The sequence below is a fragment of the Paenibacillus sp. GCM10027630 genome, assembly GCF_042676305.1.
Classification (GTDB): domain Bacteria; phylum Bacillota; class Bacilli; order Paenibacillales; family NBRC-103111; genus Paenibacillus_S.
In genome coordinates this window covers 34895-55438 of record NZ_JBHTGY010000001.1, presented here as the reverse complement: position 1 = coordinate 55438, position 20544 = coordinate 34895, and the positions used below count along the sequence as shown (strand labels likewise).

Here is a 20544-nt window from a genome sequence, read left to right as displayed (position 1 = left end):
AGGCTGGAGGTGAGGTGCCACGAATGAATGTAGATGTGAACGCGATATTCCAAATTGCCGGAATTGGCATTATTATCGCGATGATCCATACCGTCCTGAAGCAAATGGGCAAAGAGGATATGGCACATTGGGTTACGGTAATCGGATTTGTTGTCGTTTTGTTCATGGTCGTAAGATTGCTTGATAACTTATTCAAAGAGATCAAAACCATTTTCTTGTTCCAGTAGATTATTCTCCGAATGACAGGAGAGGTGAACCGTCTTGGAGATTATACAAATCGTAGGCTTGGGCCTTCTTGCCACCGTGCTGGTCCTGATCATCAAAGAGCAGAAGCCAATGTTTGCCTTCCTGCTCACTGCCTTTACGGGTATCACCATATTTTTATTTCTGATCGGCAAAATCTCGTCTGTCATTCAAGTGCTCGAGGATCTGGCGCTTAAAGCCAACATCAATATGATTTTTCTGAAAACGATACTCAAAATTATCGGCATAGCCTACATTGCAGAGTTTGGCGCTCAAATCGTAAGGGATGCGGGACAAGAGTCCATTGCTTCCAAAATCGAGCTTTCCGGCAAAATTTTAATTATGGTTATGGCCATCCCTATCGTATCCGTCATTATCGAAACGGTAGTCAAGCTTTTGCCGGCATAAGCCTTTAGAAGAAAAAGACGGAGGATACCAGGAGATGAAGCATTGGACCCCGCTCAAGCTGCTGAACCCGTTAACAAAGTTCCATCCCTCCGGTTCTATGAAAGAGCGTGCTTGGCAAGCTAAGCCATATCGGCCAGATTACCTCAAGCAAACGCTGTTGCTATTATTATTTACGGTCTACTGCTTCACCTTCGGTGCTCCTGGATTCATAGCAGGTTATGGTCCAACTGTGCAAGCTTACGCTGCTACACCTGTAGAGCAAATTATTCAGGAGCAGGCTGACAGGTTGCAGACGGATCAGGTGGAGCAGTATTGGAATCAATTGATGAAGAAGTATGGGGGATATTTTCCGGATAGCAAAACCCCGACATTCGCCGAGCTGCTTGCAGGAGCCAAGGATTTTAAAATGAGTTCCATTTTTTCGGGCATATTTCTTTATTTTTTTCATGAGCTCTTATATAACGGAAAGCTTCTTGCTTCCATAGTTATTTTAACCATTTTCAGCATGCTGCTGGAGACGCTTCAAAGCTCCTTCGAGAAAAATACAGTGAGCAAGGTTGCTTATGCAATTGCTTTTATGGTGCTGATGATAATGGCCATCAATAGTTTCAGCGTAGCGATCGGATATGCCAATGGCGCTATATCGGACATGATACATTTCATGGTTGCTGTCATTCCGCTGCTGCTGACCTTGCTGGCATCGATGGGGAATATCGTCTCGGTTTCTGTGCTTCACCCATTGATCGTGTTTATGATTCACGCAGTAGGAACCGCCATTTATCTCGTAGTATTTCCGCTGTTGTTTTTCTCGGCAGTGCTCCATATAGTCAGCTCCTTGTCGGATAAATACAAGGTAACGCAGCTTGCCAATCTTCTTCGAACGGTTAGCGTAGCTTGCCTGGGTGTGTTCGTCACCGTGTTTCTGGGGGTTATATCGGTTCGTGGTGTAGGTAGCGCGGTTGTTGATGGAGTTACGATAAGGACGGCCAAGTATATTGCGGGAAATTTTGTTCCCGTAGTAGGGAGAATGTTCTCGGATGCTTCAGAGACCGTTATCGGAGCTTCCTTACTTGTGAAAAATGCGGTTGGACTGGCTGGAGTGGTGATCATAATTATGCTTTGCGCTTTTCCAGCTTTGAAAATAATGGCGTTAGCCTTGATATACAATTTGTCAGCCGCAATTATGCAGCCGCTTGGAGATAATCCGATGATCGCCTGTTTGGAAACAATCGGTAAAAGCATGATTTATGTATTTGCAGCTCTCGCTATAGTCGGATTAATGTTCTTTCTTGCTCTTACGATCTTAATTACGGCAGGAAATTTGTCAGTAATGATGCGGTAGGCTGCAGATCAACGGAAAGGAGCGGTTTGCAATTGGATTGGCTGGGCAGTTGGCTCAAATCAATTATTCTGATTATTTTGCTGGCTACGTTTGTGGACATTCTTCTCCCGAATCAGACCATGCAGCGTTATGTAAAAACGGTTATGAGCCTTTTTATTCTGCTGACCCTTCTGCAGCCTCTGCTGTCATTGTTTCAAAAGAATGCTTCCATAGACAGCATGCTGGCGGATGCTGAAGCCATGTTTAAAGGTTCAAATGACAAAAGCGTGCTTTCGGCATTCAGTCCAAAGCAAGGGGGACCGGCTGACATGCAGACGCTGGACAGCATTGAGCGGCAGGCTGAGCAGCTTAAAACGAGGCAGGAGCAACAATCCCAAAGCTTGGCGCAGCAGCAGGTCAGTGAATTGATGAAAAGAAATATCGAGCAAACCACTGGCATGATGGTAACGAACTTGAATGTTGAGATTGCGAAAGATATGAGCGGGCAAATGCAGATCAGCAAAGTATACGTGCAAGCGAGTGTGCCTTCCAAGCCAACAGGGGTCAAACAAACGACCGCCGCTCCTGTCAAACCAATAACTGTAGAACCGGTAAAGAAAATTGACATTACGATTGAACCTAAATCAGAGGCTGTTTTTGGAGGCAATAAGGACAAGGTTGACGAGAGTGCTAACGGAATTGCAGGCAAGACCACAAGCACGGTAAATACTCAAGAGCAAACACAAATCAAAATGCTTCTGAACAAAGACTGGCAGGTTCCATTGGAGCGTATTACGGTTGAAATTGCAGCTTCAAGCGGCAAGGCCGATTACTGAACCAATAAAGCTTATGCCGGGGAGGTGACCTGATGGGGGCTATGATGAAATGGTTGGAGCAATGGTTTAGCGGCGGACCGGGTGGAACGAAGCGAATTGCAACGTTTCGCTGGCTGTTGCTGCTAGGCTTGGTGGGAGCTGCGTTTATGATTGTCAACTCCTACGTAACAGTGAAGGATGTTGATCCCATTGGTGTAGGGAGGGCGTCCCCTCCCGCTGCTGATAAGCCGGCTTTCGGCAGTTCGGTAAGCAAAGAGCGGAATACGTTCCGGGAATATGAGGAGGCTTACCAGCTGCAGTTAAAAGAGATTTTAACCAAGATTGTCGGTGTAGGCGAAGTGGAAGTGCTGGTTACTATTGAGTCCACTGAGGAGATCATGGTGGAACGTAATTCGAAGGATTCGCAGCAAGTAACCAATGAGAAGGACCAACACGGAGCAACCCGCCATATTACCGATGTTTCCAGGAGCGGGGAAGTGGTTTTGTACGAAGTGTCAGGAGGTAAGCAGCCGTTGGTTGTGAAGACCATTAAACCGAAAATCAGGGGGGTTTTGGTTGTAGCGAAAGGCGCTGAAAATTTGACTGTGAAAAAAATGATTACTGAGGCTGTGGAGCGCGGTCTGGATGTGCCGGCTAATCGCATCTCCATTCTTCCTAGAAAGCAGTAGGGATCGATATAATCCCAATCACAAAATTTTGAAAGACATTTTACAAAAAAAGCATGAATGGTTGACGAAGTAAGTTTTCTATGAAAACTCTAAGGAGGAATTTGAATATGAATTCGAAAAGGCAAACAATCTGGCTGGTTTCTATGTTGAGTTTAATGGTTGTGCTCTCCGCTTACTATCTATTTACCGAGGACGTCAATAACTTGCAATTTGGTTCCAACCAAACGACCAAGACAACCGGTACCGTAAGTACAACGAGCCCCAGCGCTAAAGAAATTGTTGTGAACACCAATGACCTGAATGTCAATCCAACTCCATCTGGCGCTCAAACGGATAAGAAAGCAAGTGCTGCGACAACTCCAGAAGTCAAACAGCCGACTGCGACCCCGGTTAAGCCTGAACAAAAAGAGAGCAGCATTAAAACAGAGACCAATAAGGATACTCAAACCAATGCTTCTCAGACTGGTGGCAAAACCGCTGCTGCTGCAGACACAAAAGCTGCACAGCCGACTGCCAAAACCGATACTCAAGTAAGCGCAGCTGACGCCAAAGTATTGCAGCAAGTAATGACTCAGGCCAAATCAGGGACAGACTATTTCACTAGCATTGGCCTTAAGCGAAATGAAGATTTGGCTAAGCAAACGGAAAAGTGGTTAACGATTATCTCCGACCCTAAGCAAACAGCGGAAGCGGCAGCCAATGCCGAAGCCGAGCTTAGAAAGATTCAGGATAATGAAGCGAAGGTTACCAGCCTCGAAGAAACTTTGATGAAAGAATTCCCGCAAGCGGTCATTACTGAAGAATCCAGCAAGTGGAAGATAACCGTTCAAAGCAATAAGCTGGAGAAAAGCCAAGCGGTTAGCATCATAGAAAAGGTAATGAACGAAATGAATGTCGGCGCTGAAAAAATTGTCGTTCAATATGTTCCTTAAGCTGTATAATTCAATATAGGCAACAGAAAAAAAGAGTCCGGACAAACTGGACTCTTTCCATTTCTTTTCTATGTGTTATAATAACAACGTTATTGTTTCACCTATTGTTGAAGGAGTGAATCTTGTGTTTAAACTAAGCGAAATTAAAGAACTAATCAAACTAGTGGATCAAACCTCTTTGCAAGAGTTAGAAATTGAAAGCGAAGGCTCTCGCCTTATGATTCGTAAACCTAATAAAACCGAACAGGTTGTAGTAAGCGCAGCACCGTACCAGCAATCGTTTCAACCGATTGTATCCCAGCAGCAGCCTGCTTCCTTCGTCGGCGGACAAGCTCCTCAAACTGCAGAAGCCAACCATGCAGCAGCTGCTGCCGATAAGGCGGCTGCAATGGAAGCCAACCTACATAGAATCGTCTCGCCAATGGTAGGTACATACTATGAATCACCGTCGCCAGGCGCTCCGGAGTTTGTGTCCAAAGGCAGCCAGGTGAAGGAGAAGTCCGTCGTTTGTATTATTGAAGCAATGAAGCTTATGAATGAAATCGAAGCTGAAATTAAAGGTGAAATTGTCGAAGTGCTTGTGGAAAATGGACAATTGGTAGAATACGGCCAGCCGTTATTCCTGGTGAGACCGGAATAATAGTTGGTGATCATAAACCAATTTAAAACAATCCATTAAATAAAGCCTGTACATACGTTATAAGTTTCGTTCAAGTGAAACTTAAGTAACGCTTATGAAGTGAACTTTCCTTCGGAAAGTTCAGCCTATGCTTTCGTAGTAAGTTCGCTCAAGCGAAACTCTTAGGAGGAATATCCAATTGAAGTTTCAAAAAGTATTAATTGCCAATCGCGGTGAAATTGCTGTCAGAATCATTCGCGCTTGCCGTGAATTAGGCATATCTACCGTTGCGATATATTCGGAAGCCGATAAGGAAGCGCTGCATGTGCGTCTTGCTGATGAAGCCTATTGTATCGGCCCCGTACTTTCCAAAGACAGCTATTTAAATTTGACTAACATTATGAGTGTAGCTACATTAACGGAAACCGATGCGATTCACCCGGGTTATGGTTTTTTAGCTGAGAATGCTAACTTCGCAGAAATATGTGAAAGTTGTAATATAACGTTTATCGGACCATCACCGGATGCAATAAGCCGTATGGGAGATAAGGCGGTTGCCAAGCAAACGATGAAGGAAGCTAATGTTCCTGTCATTCCAGGCTCGGACGGGCTTGTGGAGGATTTGGAGGAAGCGGTGCGTATCAGCCGTGAAATCGGATATCCTGTCATTATTAAAGCTACGGCCGGAGGCGGTGGCAAAGGGATCCGAATTGCTGAAAATGAGGAAATGCTCATCCAGCAAATCACAACAGCCCAGCAGGAAGCTCAGAACGCATTCGGTAATGCTGGCGTATATCTTGAAAAATATTTGACTGGCATGAAGCATGTGGAAATTCAAATATTAGCTGATAAGCATGGCAATGTAGTACATTTGGGAGAGCGTGACTGCTCAGTTCAGCGGAGACGTCAGAAGCTGGTTGAGGAAGCGCCATGCCCGATATTGACTCCGGAAATCCGTGCACAAATGGGCGATGCTGCTGTACGAGCTGCTAAATCTGTTTCTTATTCAGGAGCAGGAACCTTGGAGTTTTTACTTGGCGCGGACGGACAGTTTTATTTTATGGAGATGAACACCCGGATCCAGGTGGAGCATCCAGTAACAGAGCTCATCACAGGTATAGATATCATTAAGGAAATGATCCGTGTTGCAGAAGGAGAGCCTCTATCCTTTACTCAAGACGAAGTGAAGATCGATGGGTGGGCTATTGAATGCAGGATTAACGCTGAGGATTCCAATCGTAATTTCATGCCTTCAGCCGGTCAAATTCAATTTTATCTGCCACCAGGTGGATTCGGTGTAAGGGTTGACAGTGCTGCTTATCCAGGCTACACGATCACGCCTCATTATGACTCGATGATCGCTAAGCTGATCGTTTGGGGCAAAGACCGTAATGAAGCTATTCAACGAATGAAGCGCGCCCTATCCGAATTTTCTGTTGAAGGCATCCATTCTACCATTCCATTTCATCTGAAGCTTTTAGAACATAAGAAGTTTATTGCTGGTGATTTTGACATCAAGTTCTTAGAAGAGCATGATGTGAACGATCCTGAATCGTAAACTGACAATTTGTCAAGTTTTTAGGATAATGATATAGTATATAGACTAAGACAAGTTTTGCGTGACTCGCGCATATCCATAATAGAGGTTGGTTAAAAGTCCGCTTTACTAACGAAGTAGAGAAGAAGATTTATCTATTAGGATTAGTTGCGATGCAATAATTTCGTAAAACTTCCAAGGAGGCTCCGATTATGACGATCATTGCTGCGGATTATGAGAAAACCGATATTGGCACGATTCAGATAGCACCCGAGGTTATTGAAATCATTGCTGGGATGGCTACAGTTGAAGTTCCAGGTGTTGCCGGTATGAGCGGTGGATTTGCAGGCGGTATCGCGGAATTGCTGGGACGCAAGAACATGTCCAAGGGTGTAAAGGTAGACGTTGGACAACGTGAGGCTGCTATTGATGTGTCGATCGTTATTGAATTCGGAACCAGAATCCCTGAGGTAGCGTCCGGCGTTCAACAAAATGTTAAACATGCGATTGAATCGATGACAGGGCTAAGTGTAGTTCAAGTGAATGTACATATTCATGATGTCATTTTCAAAGGTGCGGAGAAAGTAGAAGAAGTAGAAGCATCACCAAATCGAGTCAAGTAAACAAGGATGGATAAACGGCTTTGCCGTCCTCACGGGACGCGCAACGTTTGTCAAGGTTGATGTATTGAAAGCATACCCTTATGCCTTCTAATCAACTAAATAAACGTTTGGCTAACCCCCTTCAAGTTGCAAGGGGGTTTCCTCTAATTTGGAAGGAGTCCGGTTTCGTGGTTAAAGTTCTAGATAGATTGCTTCTATTTATTTTTAGCTTGGTTGTTCTCATTGCAGCTTGTACTCTTCTTGTTTGCGCATTTGGTTGGATTTCATTTGAGCGTGTAGGTTCCTTTGCTTATAATGTTTATTATGATTTAAATACCGCGCTTCCCTTCATTACCTTAACGGTCGTGGTAGCTGTGGTCAGTATCCGTTTTCTGTATGTCGCAGTGCGCAGAGGCAGAGCGAATGCTCCTTCTATCGATCAGCGTACAGATTATGGCGATATTCGAATTTCCATAGAAACGGTTGAAAACCTTTCATTGAAGGCAGCCAAACGTACCCGCGGCGTGAAGGATTTGAAGGCGCGTGTGCGAGTGAGCCCTGCAGGGTTGGAAATTATTATTCGTGCTATTGTTGATGGGGAAAGCTCGATTCCACTATTAACGGAAGAGATGCAGTCAGGCGTCAAAAATCATATTGAAGAAATTACCGGCATTCCGGTTGCCGTCGTTACTGTATTTGTAGCAAACATTCAACAATCAGCACCTACTTTTAAAAGTAGAGTGGAATAGAGGTGAGCTCCATCATGTGGATTCAACTGTGGGAACATCTTTGGGAGAGGCACAGGGGCAAAACCTTGGGCGCAGCCACGGGTGTTCTGCTTGGACTCATCTATTTGATTTGCGGTTTGTGGGATATGTTAATCTTTGTCCTAATCGTATATACTTGTTATAATATAGGGAAAAGAATCGAACGGGGCGATACGCCTGTTCCCATTCAACAGTTTTGGCGTTGGTTATTGGACAAATGGAGATTGTTAAGATGAATTGACAACTGACACGGCTGCACGTGTGAAGCAGTTGCAATGAAAATCCCTGGTTCGAATCCAAGGATTTTTTTCATGTTTATGAGGAAGAACTTATGAAGAATTGTTGGAACAAGCAAAACTCAGTTAAAAGCTTACGATGCAAGTTTCGCTAATGCGAAACTCTTAGGAGGAAACACAAAGAATGAGAAGAAGATTGGCAAGGGAACTGGCGGTTCAAAGCCTGTACCAAATGGAAATGAACGAGGTTAATATGGTTGAGGCAATCGGTATTGTGGTGGAAGAAGCACAGACGGACGACGAGGCCCAACTAACCCAAACGAAGGACACTATCGCTCTTGAGGAAATAAGTGAGCTTGTTGAAGGAACTTACTCGAACAAGGAACAGATAGACAAGCTGCTGCTGGATTATTTAAAGGGCTGGAAGATGGACAGGCTGTCCCGGGTTGATCGTGAAATCCTGCGATTGGCAACCTATGAAATGGTCTACCGCAATGATGTGCCGCCTAAGGTTGTTGTAAATGAAGCCATCGAATTGGCCAAGCATTTTGGAACAGATGAATCGGGGAAGTTTGTTAATGGAGTACTTGGAAAAATGATCAAGGAACTTGAAGAAATCAAAGCCAAGAGCTAACAATCCGGATGAGGGGGCATCATCATGTCAGCACAAGTCATTAATGGGAAAGAAATTGTCAGCGCGTATCGCGCTCAAATTAAAGAAGAAGTAGCAATTCTGACACAGCAAGGTGTTCAGCCTGGCCTGGCGGTCGTTCTGGTCGGGGAGGACCCAGCTTCCCAAGTATATGTACGCAACAAAGCGAAGGCCTGTGAAGAAGCAGGAATTTATTCCGAGGTTCATACTTTGGAAGCAGCTACAGAGGAATCCGATGTACTTCAATTAATTGAACAGTTAAATCAGAATCCTAAAATTCATGGCATTTTAGTACAATCCCCACTACCCAAGCATATTTCCGAAGAAAAAATTGTAGAAGCAATCGCTGTACACAAGGATGCGGATTGTTTTCATCCGGTTAACGTCGGAAATTTGATGATCGGTAAAGAAGGGCCTGCGCCTTGTACGCCAGCTGGTGTCATCGACATTCTAAAAAAAATCGGTGTTGAAATAGCAGGTAAGCATGCAGTAGTAATCGGACGAAGCAACATAGTTGGCAAACCGATGGCGATATTATTGTTAAGAGAGAACGCGACCGTTACCGTATGTCATTCCAGAACAGCCAATATGGCGGAAATTACACGTCAAGCAGATATTTTGATCGCAGCGGTGGGCAAACCCAAGATGGTGAAGCGCGAGCATGTAAAACCTGGCGCAATTGTTGTCGATGTTGGAATAAATCGTCTGGATACGGGCAAGCTGGCTGGTGACGTTGATTTTGACGATGTGCTGGATGTAGCTAGCTACATAACGCCGGTTCCGGGCTGTGTAGGTCCGATGACGATAACCGTATTGTTAAGAAATACGCTGGAAGCGGCTAAGCGTGCGGCAGCGTTGCAGTCTGCAGCAAACCGGTAAGCCATGAAGGATCAGCGAATATTTTCCATTAAAGATGTAAATCGATACATAAAAATGCGGCTGGAGACCGATAACGTGCTCCAGGATGTGTGGGTGCGCGGGGAAATATCCAACTTCACTCATCATTCCAGCGGACATATGTATTTTACGTTAAAGGATGCGGACAGCCGCTTGAAAAGCATTATGTTCGCTTCTCACAACCAGCGTCTAGGCTTTATCCCGCGGGAAGGCACCAAGGTGCTGGCTTGCGGGAATATTTCCGTCTATGAGCGGGATGGCCAATACCAATTTTATGCAACGCAAATGCAGCCCGATGGGATTGGCAGCTTGTATCTGGCCTTCGAGCAGCTGAAGAAAAAGCTTGAGGGAGAGGGATTATTTGCAGCTCAGCGCAAAAGACCGCTCCCTCGCTACCCCAAAGCTATCGGTGTTATTACCTCACCAACTGGAGCAGCAGTCCGGGATATTATTATAACGCTGCAGCGTCGCTATCCCAATGTACCGGTGCAGCTATACCCGGTGCTGGTTCAAGGGAACCAGGCAGCTCCAGCGATTGTCAAGGCGATCGAAGCGATGAATGCAATGAACGAAGTGGATGTGCTGATTGTTGGCAGGGGCGGCGGCTCTTTAGAAGAGCTGTGGGCTTTTAACGAGGAAACAGTTGCACGCGCTATCTTTGCCTCGCTTATTCCGGTCATTTCTGCAGTTGGTCATGAAACGGACTTCACGATAGCGGATTTCGTTGCTGATCTTCGAGCAGCTACCCCAACAGCAGCAGCTGAGCTGGCGGTTCCCCATTATCAGGAGCTGAAGCAGCAGCTTGGATACTTCAAGCAGCAGCTGTACGGGGGGCTGTCCAATCAGCTGGACAGAAGCCGTGAACGATTAAACAGGCTGCAGCGTTCGCCGGTTCTGACCAATCCGCGCAGGCAGCTGCTTATTCAGCCGATGGAGCGGCTGGATCGGACGAAGGAGCAGCTCGCCTACAAGCTGCGCGGGCGTCTTGCTAAGCTGCAGGAGCAGCGAATGAAGCTTGACCGGCGGATCTCTTCGTTTAATCCGAAGGAACAAGCTGGCTTCGCCAAGCGACGGCTGGGTACTTCAGTGCGGCAGCTGCAGCAAGCGATGCAGACGGCTAAGAAGCATAAGCAGCAGGATCTGTTAGCGGCCATCCGGCAATTGGATGCATTGAGCCCATTGAAAGTAATGCAGCGGGGGTATAGTCTCGTTTATGACGAGAAGGAACAGCAGTTAATTAAGTCCATACAACAGGTGCAGCTTGGGGATGTGTTGAAGCTCAGGTTGATGGATGGCAATGTGGATTGTCATGTGTGGTCAATGGAGGAGAAGCAAAATGACAAAACAGGAAACGACGCCTAGCTTCGAGCAGGCGATGGATAAGCTGGAGCAGATCGTTGCTCAACTGGAGAGCGGGGACGTACCCTTGGAACAGGCGATTGATCTGTTTCAAGAAGGGATGAAGCTTTCCCAGCTATGCGGTCAAAAGCTGGAACAGGTTGAACGAAAGATTGAAATTCTAATGGAGCAAGAGGGCGGACTTGTGAAGAAGCCGTTCAACCCTGCAACTGACGAGAAGGGTGAAGTCAAATGAGTACCGAGTTAACGATCAAACAGTATATAGAAGACAAAGCAGCGCGGATCGAAGCTGATCTTATGGAATCGCTGCCTGCAATCTGGAGCATTCCGGACACGCTAAGAGAATCTATGATGTATTCTTTAATGGCAGGCGGCAAGCGGCTTCGTCCTACCTTGGTTTTGGCAACAGTAGAAGCTCTGCGGGGAAGCACAGAAGCGGCTATGCCCGTTGCTTGCGCGATAGAGATGATTCATACCTATTCACTTATTCACGATGATCTGCCAGCAATGGATAATGATGATTATCGTCGCGGGAAGCTGACCAATCATAAAATATACGGTGACGCAATGGCGATATTAGCGGGAGATGCGCTGTTGACCCATGCGTTTTATTCGATTGTTCAATCCTACCGTGCTTTTGAGGTACCAGCTGAACAAATAGTCGAGATTATTGAGGATTTATCCAAGCTGGCAGGTGCTTCGGGAATGGTGGGTGGCCAAGCTGCTGATATGCAAGGGGAGCAAGGCATCACAAAGCTGGAGGAATTGGAGTACATCCACATTCATAAGACGAGCGATTTGATCGTATTTTCCCTTAAGGCGGGAGGTCATTTAGCCGGAGCAACTCCGAAGCAGCTGCAAGCCTTGGAGAAGTATGGATATAATATTGGACTTGCCTTTCAAATTCAAGACGACATTCTTGATTTAATCGGTGATGAGAAGAAAATAGGCAAGCCGGTAAAAAGCGATGAGAAACAGCAAAAAGTGACCTACCCTTATTTTGTTGGGATAGAAGCTTCACAGGAAAAAATCCGGCAATTAACGGAGCAAGGAAAACAAGCCATTGAAAATGCGCATTTTCCTAATCCCGACAGACTGCTGCAGCTTGCTGATTTTTTGACGAAAAGAGACCATTAAATGGCTATTTGTATAACTTTTGTATCGTACTATCATTGAGTGGCATCCTTCTCTATGCTATAATGGGTGCAAGTTTAATGGGATACATAGGTTTATGTCGAAAAAAGATGAACCTGATGAACCAATCACTCCATCTGATGGAGTTTTCTTTTATCCCAACAAGGAAAGCGGGGGAACAACGTGCTGCTCGAACAAATAACTCAGCCCAAAGACTTGAAACAACTGTCCATAGAGCAACTGGAACAACTGGCTACGGAAACCCGGCAGTTTCTTGTTGAAAAGCTTTCGGTCACCGGCGGACATCTCTCGTCTAACCTTGGTGTTGTTGAGCTTACTATAGCGCTTCATTATTTATTTAATAGTCCCTATGATAAATTTATTTTTGATGTGGGTCATCAGTCGTATGTTCATAAAATGTTTACCGGCCGTATGGACAAATTTGACACGCTGCGTAAATATAAAGGCTTATGCGGGTTTGTAAAGAGATCCGAAAGTGAGCATGACGTCTGGGAGGCCGGACATAGCAGTACCTCTTTATCGGCTGCAATGGGGATGGCAATTGCTCGTGACCTCAAAGGCGACCATAATCGGGTTGTAGCCGTTATTGGTGACGGAGCTTTGACTGGCGGTATGGCGCTGGAAGCATTAAATCATATTGGACATGAGAAAAAGAACCTGATCGTTGTTTTGAATGATAATGAAATGTCGATTGCTCCCAATGTAGGAGCTCTGCACAATTATTTAGGCAAAATACGTTCGGATAAGCATTATGTGAAAGTGAAAGAAGAAGTCGAGTATTTGATCAAAAAAATTCCTGCCATCGGCGGAACGCTAGCCAAAACAATTGAGAAGCTGAAGGACAGCTTGAAATATATGGTTGTACCGGGCGTTTTATTCGAAGAATTGGGCTTGACCTACTTGGGTCCGATAGATGGTCATAATCTGCCTGTTCTATTAGAAACGCTTAAGCAAGCGGAGAAGGTGGAAGGGCCGGTTCTTCTGCATGTGGTTACTTTGAAGGGGAAAGGTTATTCCCCGGCCGAAGCCGATTCCCATACATGGCACGGGGCAAGCCCATATAAGATCGAATCGGGTCAAATGCTCAAAGCTGTAGGGCCACCTATGTACACCGAGGTATTCAGTAAATCGTTAATTGATTTGGCCCGTGAAGACTCGCGTATCGTTGCCGTTACACCGGCAATGCCCGGGGGATCTGGTTTATTAAAGTTTGCGGATGAGTTTCCTGATCGCATGATAGATGTAGGTATTGCCGAGCAGCATGCAGCTACATTGTGTGCGGCACTTGCGAATGAAGGGATCAAGCCCGTTTTTGCAGTGTATTCTACCTTCCTGCAGAGGGCTTATGATCAGGTTGTGCATGACATTTGCCGCGCGAACTTGAATGTTATATTCGCCATTGATCGTGCCGGATTTGTCGGACCTGATGGAGAGACTCATCAAGGTGCGTATGACATCGCTTTTTTACGCAGCATCCCTAATATGGTACTGATGATGCCGAAGGATGAGGATGAATTGCGGCATATGATGAAAACGGCCGTTGAATATAATGAGGGGCCAATTGCTGTTCGTTATCCACGGATCAGCGGACTTGGAACCTCGATGGATAATCCTTATCACACCATTCCTATTGGTACTTGGGAAGTTTTAAGACCTGGCGACAGTGCAGTAGTGCTTGCCGTAGGTCCGATGATTTCACTGGCAATGGAAGCTGCGGAGCAATTAAGCAAGGAAGGCGTTCAGTTGAGAGTCATCAATGCCAGATTCATTAAGCCAATGGACGAAGCTATGCTCCTTCAACTGGCTAAGGATAATCTGCCTATTATCACGATGGAGGAAGGCGCACTAATGGGCGGCTTTGGCAGCAGCGTGCTTGAATACTACGCGAATCAGAATCTATATGGCCTTCGAATCAAAATTCTAGGAATACCCGATTATTTTGTGGAGCATGGTTCCGTTCAGGAGCAGCGTAAGGAAGTTGGACTTACATCGGAGAGACTCGTATCCGAGGTCAAAGCGCTTGTGCCGCGTAGACGTCAACACGCGTAGCCCATTGCAGCAGAAGATAATAGGAGTATGAATGAACCATGGCAGCAGATAAGGAACGGTTGGATATATTATTAATGGAACAAGGGTTCTTTGAGACACGCGAGAAAGCCAAAGCATCTATTATGGCTGGATTGGTTCTGGTTGATAATGAACCGGTTGACAAAGCAGGTACGAAAATATTACGAACAGCGAAGATACTTGTCAAGGGAGCTCTTCATCCTTATGTAAGCCGCGGCGGCCTGAAGCTGGAAAAAGCTTTAAAGCATTTTTCCATTGATGTTACGGGTGTCACCATGCTGGACATAGGAGCTTCGACAGGGGGGTTTACAGATTGTGCTCTGCAAAATGGAGCGGAGTATGTATATGCTGTAGATGTGGGTTATAACCAGCTGGATTGGTCGCTGCGTAACGATCCGAGGGTTCATGTGAAGGAACGCACTAATTTCCGCTTCATGCAGCCAGAAGATTTAGAAGGACCGCGACCGACCTTTGCCTCAATCGATGTGTCGTTTATATCGCTGAAGCTGATTCTCCCTCCATTGAGAGGGATATTGGCGGAACGGGGAGAGGTAGTAGCCCTGATTAAGCCACAGTTTGAGGCAGGGCGAGAAAAGGTGCCCAAAACGGGGGTCGTACGTGAGCCCGCCATTCATACAGAGGTTTTACAAACAACGCTAGGATTCGCATCGGAAGCGGGATTTGTATTGAAGGGTCTGACCTATTCACCGATTCGAGGCGGAGAAGGCAATGTGGAGTTTTTGGCATATTTGGTATGCAACTCGGACGAGCCTGCTCATTCTCCAGAAGTCGTGGAGGATTGGATTCGTCAAGCGGTCAGCGATGCCGGGAAGCTTCAAAACTCATCGGGATGATGAGTTTTTTTGTTGCATAGGGGGATTTTTTGGCCAACTGGAGGATATTGACACCGATTTCTAGAATACTAATGATGCGGGTGTTCGCATTAAAGGTAGAGGTGATGTGTTTATGAAGGCTGGGGATGGATCGATACTTATTGTTATTTTGCTGGTATTGGGCATTTGGCTATTTTTTTATACCCGAAATCGGATGAGAACTATAGTGCATAGTGGGACGGCACCTGCGATCCCTGAGAATGATGAACCGGTGTCAGAGGATGATGTTACTCAGCTGTTATCTGAAGAAGGCTATAGCATCGTTAGCGGCAAGCAGCGAATTCCGATCCATATATCTGTAAATGAGGATGCTGAGCTTTTGGAAAGTCGCTTGTTTATTGATTATTTTGCCGAAAAAGACGGATTTTATTACGCAGTAAAAATAGCGAAGGACCGCAAGCCATTGGAAATGCGCGGCAGCATGCTTCGTGACCGGTTATTGGTCTATCAGCTAGTTTATCCGCAGACCTCCGGGGTTATTTATGTTGAGCTTGAACAGCAAAAGTTAAACTTGATTGTGTTTGAATTGGATACCGAAGAACACGTTGGATGAATTAAAATTAAGGCAACGAAGTAGCTTTTAGCTTTTCCAAAAGGAAGGTTTGAGTTTAAGCTTACTGTAAGCTTTGCCTTCGGCAAAACTCTTAGGAGGTAACCAATGAAAGGCCAAAGACACATTAAAATAAGAGAAATTATTACTAACAATGAAATCGAAACGCAGGATGAATTGGTGGATCAGCTGAGGCTGTCAGGGTTCCCTATAACACAAGCAACCATCTCACGTGATATAAAAGAACTGCATCTGATAAAGGTACCTTTGGATGATGGACGGTATAAATACTCGGTTCCCGCGGACCAGCGCTATAACCCGATGCATCGACTTAAACGAGCTCTAAACGATCATTTTGTCCATATTGACTATACGGAAAATTTAGTTGTGCTGAAAAGCTTGCCGGGCACTGCAAACGCTATCGGGGCATTAATCGACAGCCTGGAGTGGAACGAAATTATGGGGACGATTTGTGGTGACGACACGATTCTGATCATTTGCCGAAACAAAGACCAAAGCTCGGTAGTGGTCAATCAGATTTTATCCATGTTAAGTTAACGGGAGAGATAACGATGCTGCTTGAAATATCCATACGAAATTTAGCCGTAATTGAGTCTGTCCATTTGAATTTTCGCAAAGGTTTTCATGTCATTACCGGAGAGACAGGTGCCGGCAAATCAATTATCATCGATGCTTTAACCCTTGTAGCAGGCGGTAGAAGCTCGGCAGATTTAGTTCGTTACGGCAGCGATAAAGCTTATATAGAAGCATTGTTTCACATTGAGGCGGGGCATCCGGTTTGGCAGACGCTCGAAGAGCTGGGAATCGAAGCCGATGCGGAAGAACATTTGATTATTCGCCGCGAGATAACATCTCAAGGAAAAAGCACAAGCCGAATTAATGGACAGTTGGTTAATTTATCAGGGCTAAAGTCAGTTGGGGAATGGCTTGTTAATATACATGGACAACACGAGCATCAATCGTTGTTTCATGTGGACGAGCATATTCGCTGGCTTGATTTGTTTGGCGAAACAGAGATAGGCCCTTACAAACGAGATTACCAGGAAGCTTATCATAAATACATACAAGTTCGAAAAAGCTTGAGAGACCTTGAGGAAACAAGCAAGCAGTCCCTTCAAATGCTGGATTTATATCGTTTTCAAGTGGAAGAAATAACTTCTGCCAAATTAAAAAAGGGTGAAGATGAATCATTAGCCGAAGAAAAGCGCAAACTAGCCAATGCGGAAAAATTATTTCAACATGCTTCTGATGCATACGAACTTGTTTACGGCAGCAAAAAAGGATTGGAATCTATAAGCAAAGCCGTACAAAAGCTTCAAGATATTACCTCGCTTGACCCAGTGAAGCTTCAGCCTATAATGGAACAGGCGCAGAATGCTTATTACCAGCTGGAGGATGCTGCTTATCAAATTCGGGACTACCGGGATGATATAGAGTTCAATCCTGCTCGCCTTGATTTTATTGAACAAAGGCTGGACACCATTTCGTCCTTACGAAGAAAGTATGGGGAAAATGTAGCGGATATTTTGCAGTATTTAATTAAAATTAAAGAAGAATTAGATTTAATCGAGAATAAAGATGAAAAGCTGCAGGAGCTTCAGAAGCAAGAACAGCAGATTCTAACCGTTGTAAGAAACTTAGCGCGTGAATTATCCGATCAGAGACAACTGACTGCTGAAAGATTAGCAGGAGAAATTGTTTCAGAGTTGCGCGATTTACATATGGAAAAAACTCAATTCAAAGTACAAGTCTCATTCAATGAAAATGCTCTTTCAGCTGATGGTGCGGACGGTGTGGAGTTTCTGATCTCAGCCAATCCAGGGGAGCCGCTCCGATCTTTAAGCAGGATTGCTTCCGGTGGCGAAATATCCAGGGTTATGCTTGCTTTAAAATCCATTTTTGCAAGAGTTGACCGTATTCCAGTGCTTGTTTTTGATGAAGTGGATACTGGGGTAAGTGGAAGAGCAGCGCAGGCTATTGCTGAAAAAATGTCTCGTTTATCCCGCAGTTGTCAAGTCTTTTCAATAACTCATCTCCCTCAGGTTGCCTGCATGGCAGATGCTCATTACCGCATTCACAAAACAACGGACGGTGAAAGAACATTTACCCATGTTGACGATCTGGATACTGATGGCCGGATGGATGAGCTTGCGCGTATGCTGGGCGGTGTTGAGGTTACAGGGACCACATTACAGCATGCTCAAGAAATGCTCGATTTGGCAAATGACAAGAAATCAAGGATGTAAAGTTAAGTGAGGCATCATTTTCTGTTATAAAACGAAAGGTGTGGGGATACCTTAAAGGTACGCAAAACGGCGGTGAGCATTTGCCGCTGTAGCAGAGGAAGCAAGGGAGCGTGACACCATGAGTTCCAACCAAAGAAAGAAATTGATTGGCTTGCTGCTCGTCTTCTTCGTTTGTCTGGGGAGCCTCTCCACACCTTTCCAGAGTTTTGCCTCCTTTCCTGAGGAGCTTCGGCTTTTCACTGGCCAACAAGCAAGTCTCCAGCTGACAATGCCCGTCAGTGCACAGGTTACAGTGAATAATCCGGAAATAGTCAAGGTTAATGGTTCAACCAAGCACTCATTTCAAGTAGATCTCCATAATCCAATTTCTTTGGAATCCTACAAAGCGGGTCAAGCTGAAATGAAACTTAAGCTTTTTGGCAAAATTCCTCTCAAAACGGTTAAAGTTAATGTTGTCCCCGATCTAAAAGTTATTCCAGGGGGGCATACTATTGGCGTTAAATTAAAATCTGCAGGCGTTTTAGTGGTCGGTCATCATTTAGTAACGATTGCAGACGATAAAAAGATTTCACCGGGCGAGGATGCCAAAATTCAGTTAGGCGATTTAATTGTAAAAATTAACGGGAAGCCATTGACCGATGTGTCAAAAGTTTCTGAGCTAGTTGCAGCGGCGGGTGAAAATAAGAAGCCTCTGACGCTAACCATCACACGAAATAATGAAATAATTGAGCTTCAGGTGCAGCCGTCCTACGATGTTGTGGACAAGACCTACCGTCTAGGATTGTATATTCGGGACTCTGCCGCAGGAGTGGGTACGTTAACCTTTTATGCGCCGGATCAAGGCGTGTATGGGGCTCTGGGACACGTTATAACGGATATGGATACACAGACTCCTATAACAGTTGGGTCAGGAGAAATTGTACATTCTAATGTTACTTCAATCTCCAAAAGCCAGAACGGGGAGCCAGGAGAAAAAAGAGCCCAGTTTTCAAAGGAAAGTAAAGTTCTAGGGAATATTGAGAAAAACACATCATTCGGGATTTTTGGTAAAATGGGTGAATTGCCTGATCATGGTCTGACTAAAGAAGCGCTTCCTGTTGCTTTTGCTGAGGAAGTTAAGGAAGGCCCCGCCCAAATTTACACAGTAGTGAATGGCCAAAAGGTTGAAAAATTCGATATCGAAGTCATTCATGTTGCAAAACAAGATTTCCCTGCGACCAAAGGAATGGTTATCAAGATTACGGATCCTCGCCTGCTTGAAAAAACAGGTGGTATCGTACAAGGAATGAGTGGAAGTCCGATTATCCAAAACGGAAAAGTAATTGGTGCAGTGACACATGTATTCGTAAACGATCCTTCAAGCGGTTATGGCTGCTTTATTGAGTGGATGCTACAGGATGCAGGAATCATGCTTAGACCGGCGCCAACAACAATAACAGAGCTGAAGGCAAGTTAAATTGCCCTCAGCTTTTTGTTTTGTTAGTTTATCACTGCATTTGTCGAAAAATGTATAACCATGATGCAAATTAATCATTATAAAATAAAATTGAAAAAAAATCCACAAGAATAATTTTCGACAGAAGGATTTTTATATAGCCTGTCGAAAGTATACAATAGGAAAAACATGTAAACATAATTTTGTCGCCATTTGAAGGAGGAAAAACCGTTGCAAATGATTGAAGTTTTATTAGCCGATGACAACCGAGAATTTACGAACCTTCTATCTGAATTTATCGATGAACAAGAGGATATGCATGTAGCTGGTGTTGCATATAACGGGAACGACGTTCTGAGATTGATCGAACAAAGTAACCGTGTGCCAGATGTTTTGATTCTTGATATCATTATGCCTCATTTGGACGGTTTGGGTGTGTTGGAGAGGCTTCGCGAAATGGACCTTAATCCTCAACCAAAGATAATTATGTTAACTGCATTCGGCCAAGAGAACATCACACAAAAAGCAGTTCAGTTAGGCGCCTCTTACTATATTTTAAAACCGTTTGATATGGAAATTTTGACTAATAGAATTCGGCAGCTGGTAACAAGCAACCAAAGCAATTCAATCATGTCGTCTTCCTCAAGCAGCATGAGAGCCAATATTGTACAAATGCCCAAAGGTAAAAACCTGGATGCGAATATTACTACAATCATTCACGAAATAGGTGTGCCGGCACATATCAAAGGGTATCAATATTTGCGTGAAGCCATCACTATGGTGTATAACAACATCGAAATCTTAGGTGCTATTACCAAAACGTTATATCCGGCCATTGCCGAAAAATACAAAACAACCCCGAGCCGCGTAGAACGTGCTATCCGTCACGCGATTGAAGTCGCATGGACGCGCGGCAACATCGACAGTATCAGCCACTTGTTCGGCTATACGATTAATATCTCTAAAGCTAAGCCAACTAATTCTGAGTTTATTGCGATGGTGGCGGATAAGCTGCGGATCGAGCATAAGGTTAGTTGAAAGGGTTAGGGCTCTACGTTTATAGACGGTGAGTGAAACGTTTGTTCGCGTAATTTATCGGT

The 20544-nt window shown here is 44.9% G+C and carries 23 protein-coding genes; all 23 read left to right on the top strand.

Features of this window, described 5'->3' with window-relative positions; translation table 11 throughout:
* Positions 1-23: 23 nt before the first annotated feature.
* The 23 genes from spoIIIAC (at position 24) to spo0A (ending at position 20482) form a co-directional block, all read left to right on the top strand.
* On the top strand, positions 24-227 hold the full coding sequence (gene spoIIIAC / locus ACFQ0C_RS00350) for a stage III sporulation protein AC (protein WP_171655920.1): 204 nt from the start codon (positions 24-26) through the stop codon (positions 225-227).
* Between the two features lie 34 nt (positions 228-261).
* Complete coding sequence (gene spoIIIAD, locus ACFQ0C_RS00345) at positions 262-651, top strand: stage III sporulation protein AD (protein WP_258215526.1); 390 nt, start codon at positions 262-264, stop codon at positions 649-651.
* A gap of 97 nt (positions 652-748) precedes the next feature.
* Positions 749-1993 carry a stage III sporulation protein AE gene (spoIIIAE, locus tag ACFQ0C_RS00340; protein WP_379363259.1) on the top strand — a complete coding sequence of 415 codons (1245 nt, stop codon included), beginning with the start codon at positions 749-751 and terminating at the stop codon, positions 1991-1993.
* Between the two features lie 32 nt (positions 1994-2025).
* The gene (spoIIIAF, locus tag ACFQ0C_RS00335; protein WP_379362857.1) at positions 2026-2808 is read left to right on the top strand and encodes a stage III sporulation protein AF; all 783 of its coding nucleotides are present in this window, start codon (positions 2026-2028) and stop codon (positions 2806-2808) included.
* Positions 2809-2840: 32 nt separating this feature from the next.
* The gene (gene spoIIIAG / locus ACFQ0C_RS00330) at positions 2841-3476 is read left to right on the top strand and encodes a stage III sporulation protein AG (RefSeq protein WP_379362855.1); all 636 of its coding nucleotides are present in this window, start codon (positions 2841-2843) and stop codon (positions 3474-3476) included.
* Positions 3477-3583: 107 nt separating this feature from the next.
* Positions 3584-4408 (top strand): SpoIIIAH-like family protein, encoded by an 825-nt coding sequence (locus ACFQ0C_RS00325; RefSeq protein ID WP_379362853.1) that lies wholly within the window; start codon positions 3584-3586, stop codon positions 4406-4408.
* A gap of 124 nt (positions 4409-4532) precedes the next feature.
* Complete coding sequence (gene accB / locus ACFQ0C_RS00320; RefSeq protein WP_379362851.1) at positions 4533-5048, top strand: acetyl-CoA carboxylase biotin carboxyl carrier protein; 516 nt, start codon at positions 4533-4535, stop codon at positions 5046-5048.
* 178 nt (positions 5049-5226) lie between these two features.
* On the top strand, positions 5227-6585 hold the full coding sequence (gene accC, locus ACFQ0C_RS00315) for an acetyl-CoA carboxylase biotin carboxylase subunit (protein ID WP_379362849.1): 1359 nt from the start codon (positions 5227-5229) through the stop codon (positions 6583-6585).
* 191 nt (positions 6586-6776) lie between these two features.
* On the top strand, positions 6777-7187 hold the full coding sequence (locus ACFQ0C_RS00310) for an Asp23/Gls24 family envelope stress response protein (RefSeq protein WP_258215519.1): 411 nt from the start codon (positions 6777-6779) through the stop codon (positions 7185-7187).
* Between the two features lie 167 nt (positions 7188-7354).
* The gene (gene amaP, locus ACFQ0C_RS00305) at positions 7355-7915 is read left to right on the top strand and encodes an alkaline shock response membrane anchor protein AmaP (RefSeq protein WP_258215518.1); all 561 of its coding nucleotides are present in this window, start codon (positions 7355-7357) and stop codon (positions 7913-7915) included.
* Between the two features lie 14 nt (positions 7916-7929).
* Positions 7930-8169 (top strand): DUF2273 domain-containing protein, encoded by a 240-nt coding sequence (locus tag ACFQ0C_RS00300; protein ID WP_258215517.1) that lies wholly within the window; start codon positions 7930-7932, stop codon positions 8167-8169.
* A gap of 184 nt (positions 8170-8353) precedes the next feature.
* Positions 8354-8803 carry a transcription antitermination factor NusB gene (nusB, locus tag ACFQ0C_RS00295; RefSeq protein ID WP_258215516.1) on the top strand — a complete coding sequence of 150 codons (450 nt, stop codon included), beginning with the start codon at positions 8354-8356 and terminating at the stop codon, positions 8801-8803.
* A gap of 24 nt (positions 8804-8827) precedes the next feature.
* Entirely contained in the window at positions 8828-9700 is an 873-nt protein-coding gene (gene folD / locus ACFQ0C_RS00290; protein WP_379362845.1) for a bifunctional methylenetetrahydrofolate dehydrogenase/methenyltetrahydrofolate cyclohydrolase FolD, read from the top strand.
* A gap of 3 nt (positions 9701-9703) precedes the next feature.
* On the top strand, positions 9704-11080 hold the full coding sequence (gene xseA, locus ACFQ0C_RS00285; protein WP_258215514.1) for an exodeoxyribonuclease VII large subunit: 1377 nt from the start codon (positions 9704-9706) through the stop codon (positions 11078-11080).
* Positions 11055-11312, top strand: a complete 258-nt coding sequence (xseB, locus tag ACFQ0C_RS00280; protein WP_258215513.1) for an exodeoxyribonuclease VII small subunit — start codon at positions 11055-11057, stop codon at positions 11310-11312. Before xseA ends, xseB begins: the two co-directional genes overlap by 26 nt.
* Complete coding sequence (locus ACFQ0C_RS00275) at positions 11309-12214, top strand: polyprenyl synthetase family protein (protein WP_258215512.1); 906 nt, start codon at positions 11309-11311, stop codon at positions 12212-12214. The genes xseB and ACFQ0C_RS00275 overlap by 4 nt, the downstream gene beginning before the upstream one ends.
* A gap of 180 nt (positions 12215-12394) precedes the next feature.
* A complete protein-coding gene (gene dxs, locus ACFQ0C_RS00270) occupies positions 12395-14281 on the top strand; it encodes a 1-deoxy-D-xylulose-5-phosphate synthase (RefSeq protein ID WP_379362842.1) in 1887 nt (628 codons plus the stop codon).
* A gap of 38 nt (positions 14282-14319) precedes the next feature.
* Positions 14320-15153, top strand: coding sequence for a TlyA family RNA methyltransferase (locus ACFQ0C_RS00265; RefSeq protein WP_379362840.1), 834 nt, complete (start codon positions 14320-14322; stop codon positions 15151-15153).
* A gap of 112 nt (positions 15154-15265) precedes the next feature.
* Positions 15266-15745: a hypothetical protein gene (locus ACFQ0C_RS00260; protein ID WP_379362838.1), complete on the top strand. Its 480-nt coding sequence runs from the start codon at positions 15266-15268 to the stop codon at positions 15743-15745.
* A 105-nt stretch (positions 15746-15850) separates the two neighbouring features.
* A complete protein-coding gene (ahrC, locus tag ACFQ0C_RS00255) occupies positions 15851-16300 on the top strand; it encodes a transcriptional regulator AhrC/ArgR (RefSeq protein WP_258215508.1) in 450 nt (149 codons plus the stop codon).
* A gap of 14 nt (positions 16301-16314) precedes the next feature.
* Positions 16315-18009, top strand: a complete 1695-nt coding sequence (gene recN / locus ACFQ0C_RS00250; RefSeq protein ID WP_379362835.1) for a DNA repair protein RecN — start codon at positions 16315-16317, stop codon at positions 18007-18009.
* Between the two features lie 118 nt (positions 18010-18127).
* Positions 18128-19465, top strand: coding sequence for a SpoIVB peptidase (gene spoIVB, locus ACFQ0C_RS00245; protein WP_379362833.1), 1338 nt, complete (start codon positions 18128-18130; stop codon positions 19463-19465).
* Between the two features lie 210 nt (positions 19466-19675).
* The gene (gene spo0A, locus ACFQ0C_RS00240; RefSeq protein ID WP_258215505.1) at positions 19676-20482 is read left to right on the top strand and encodes a sporulation transcription factor Spo0A; all 807 of its coding nucleotides are present in this window, start codon (positions 19676-19678) and stop codon (positions 20480-20482) included.
* The last annotated feature ends 62 nt before the right edge of the window (positions 20483-20544 follow it).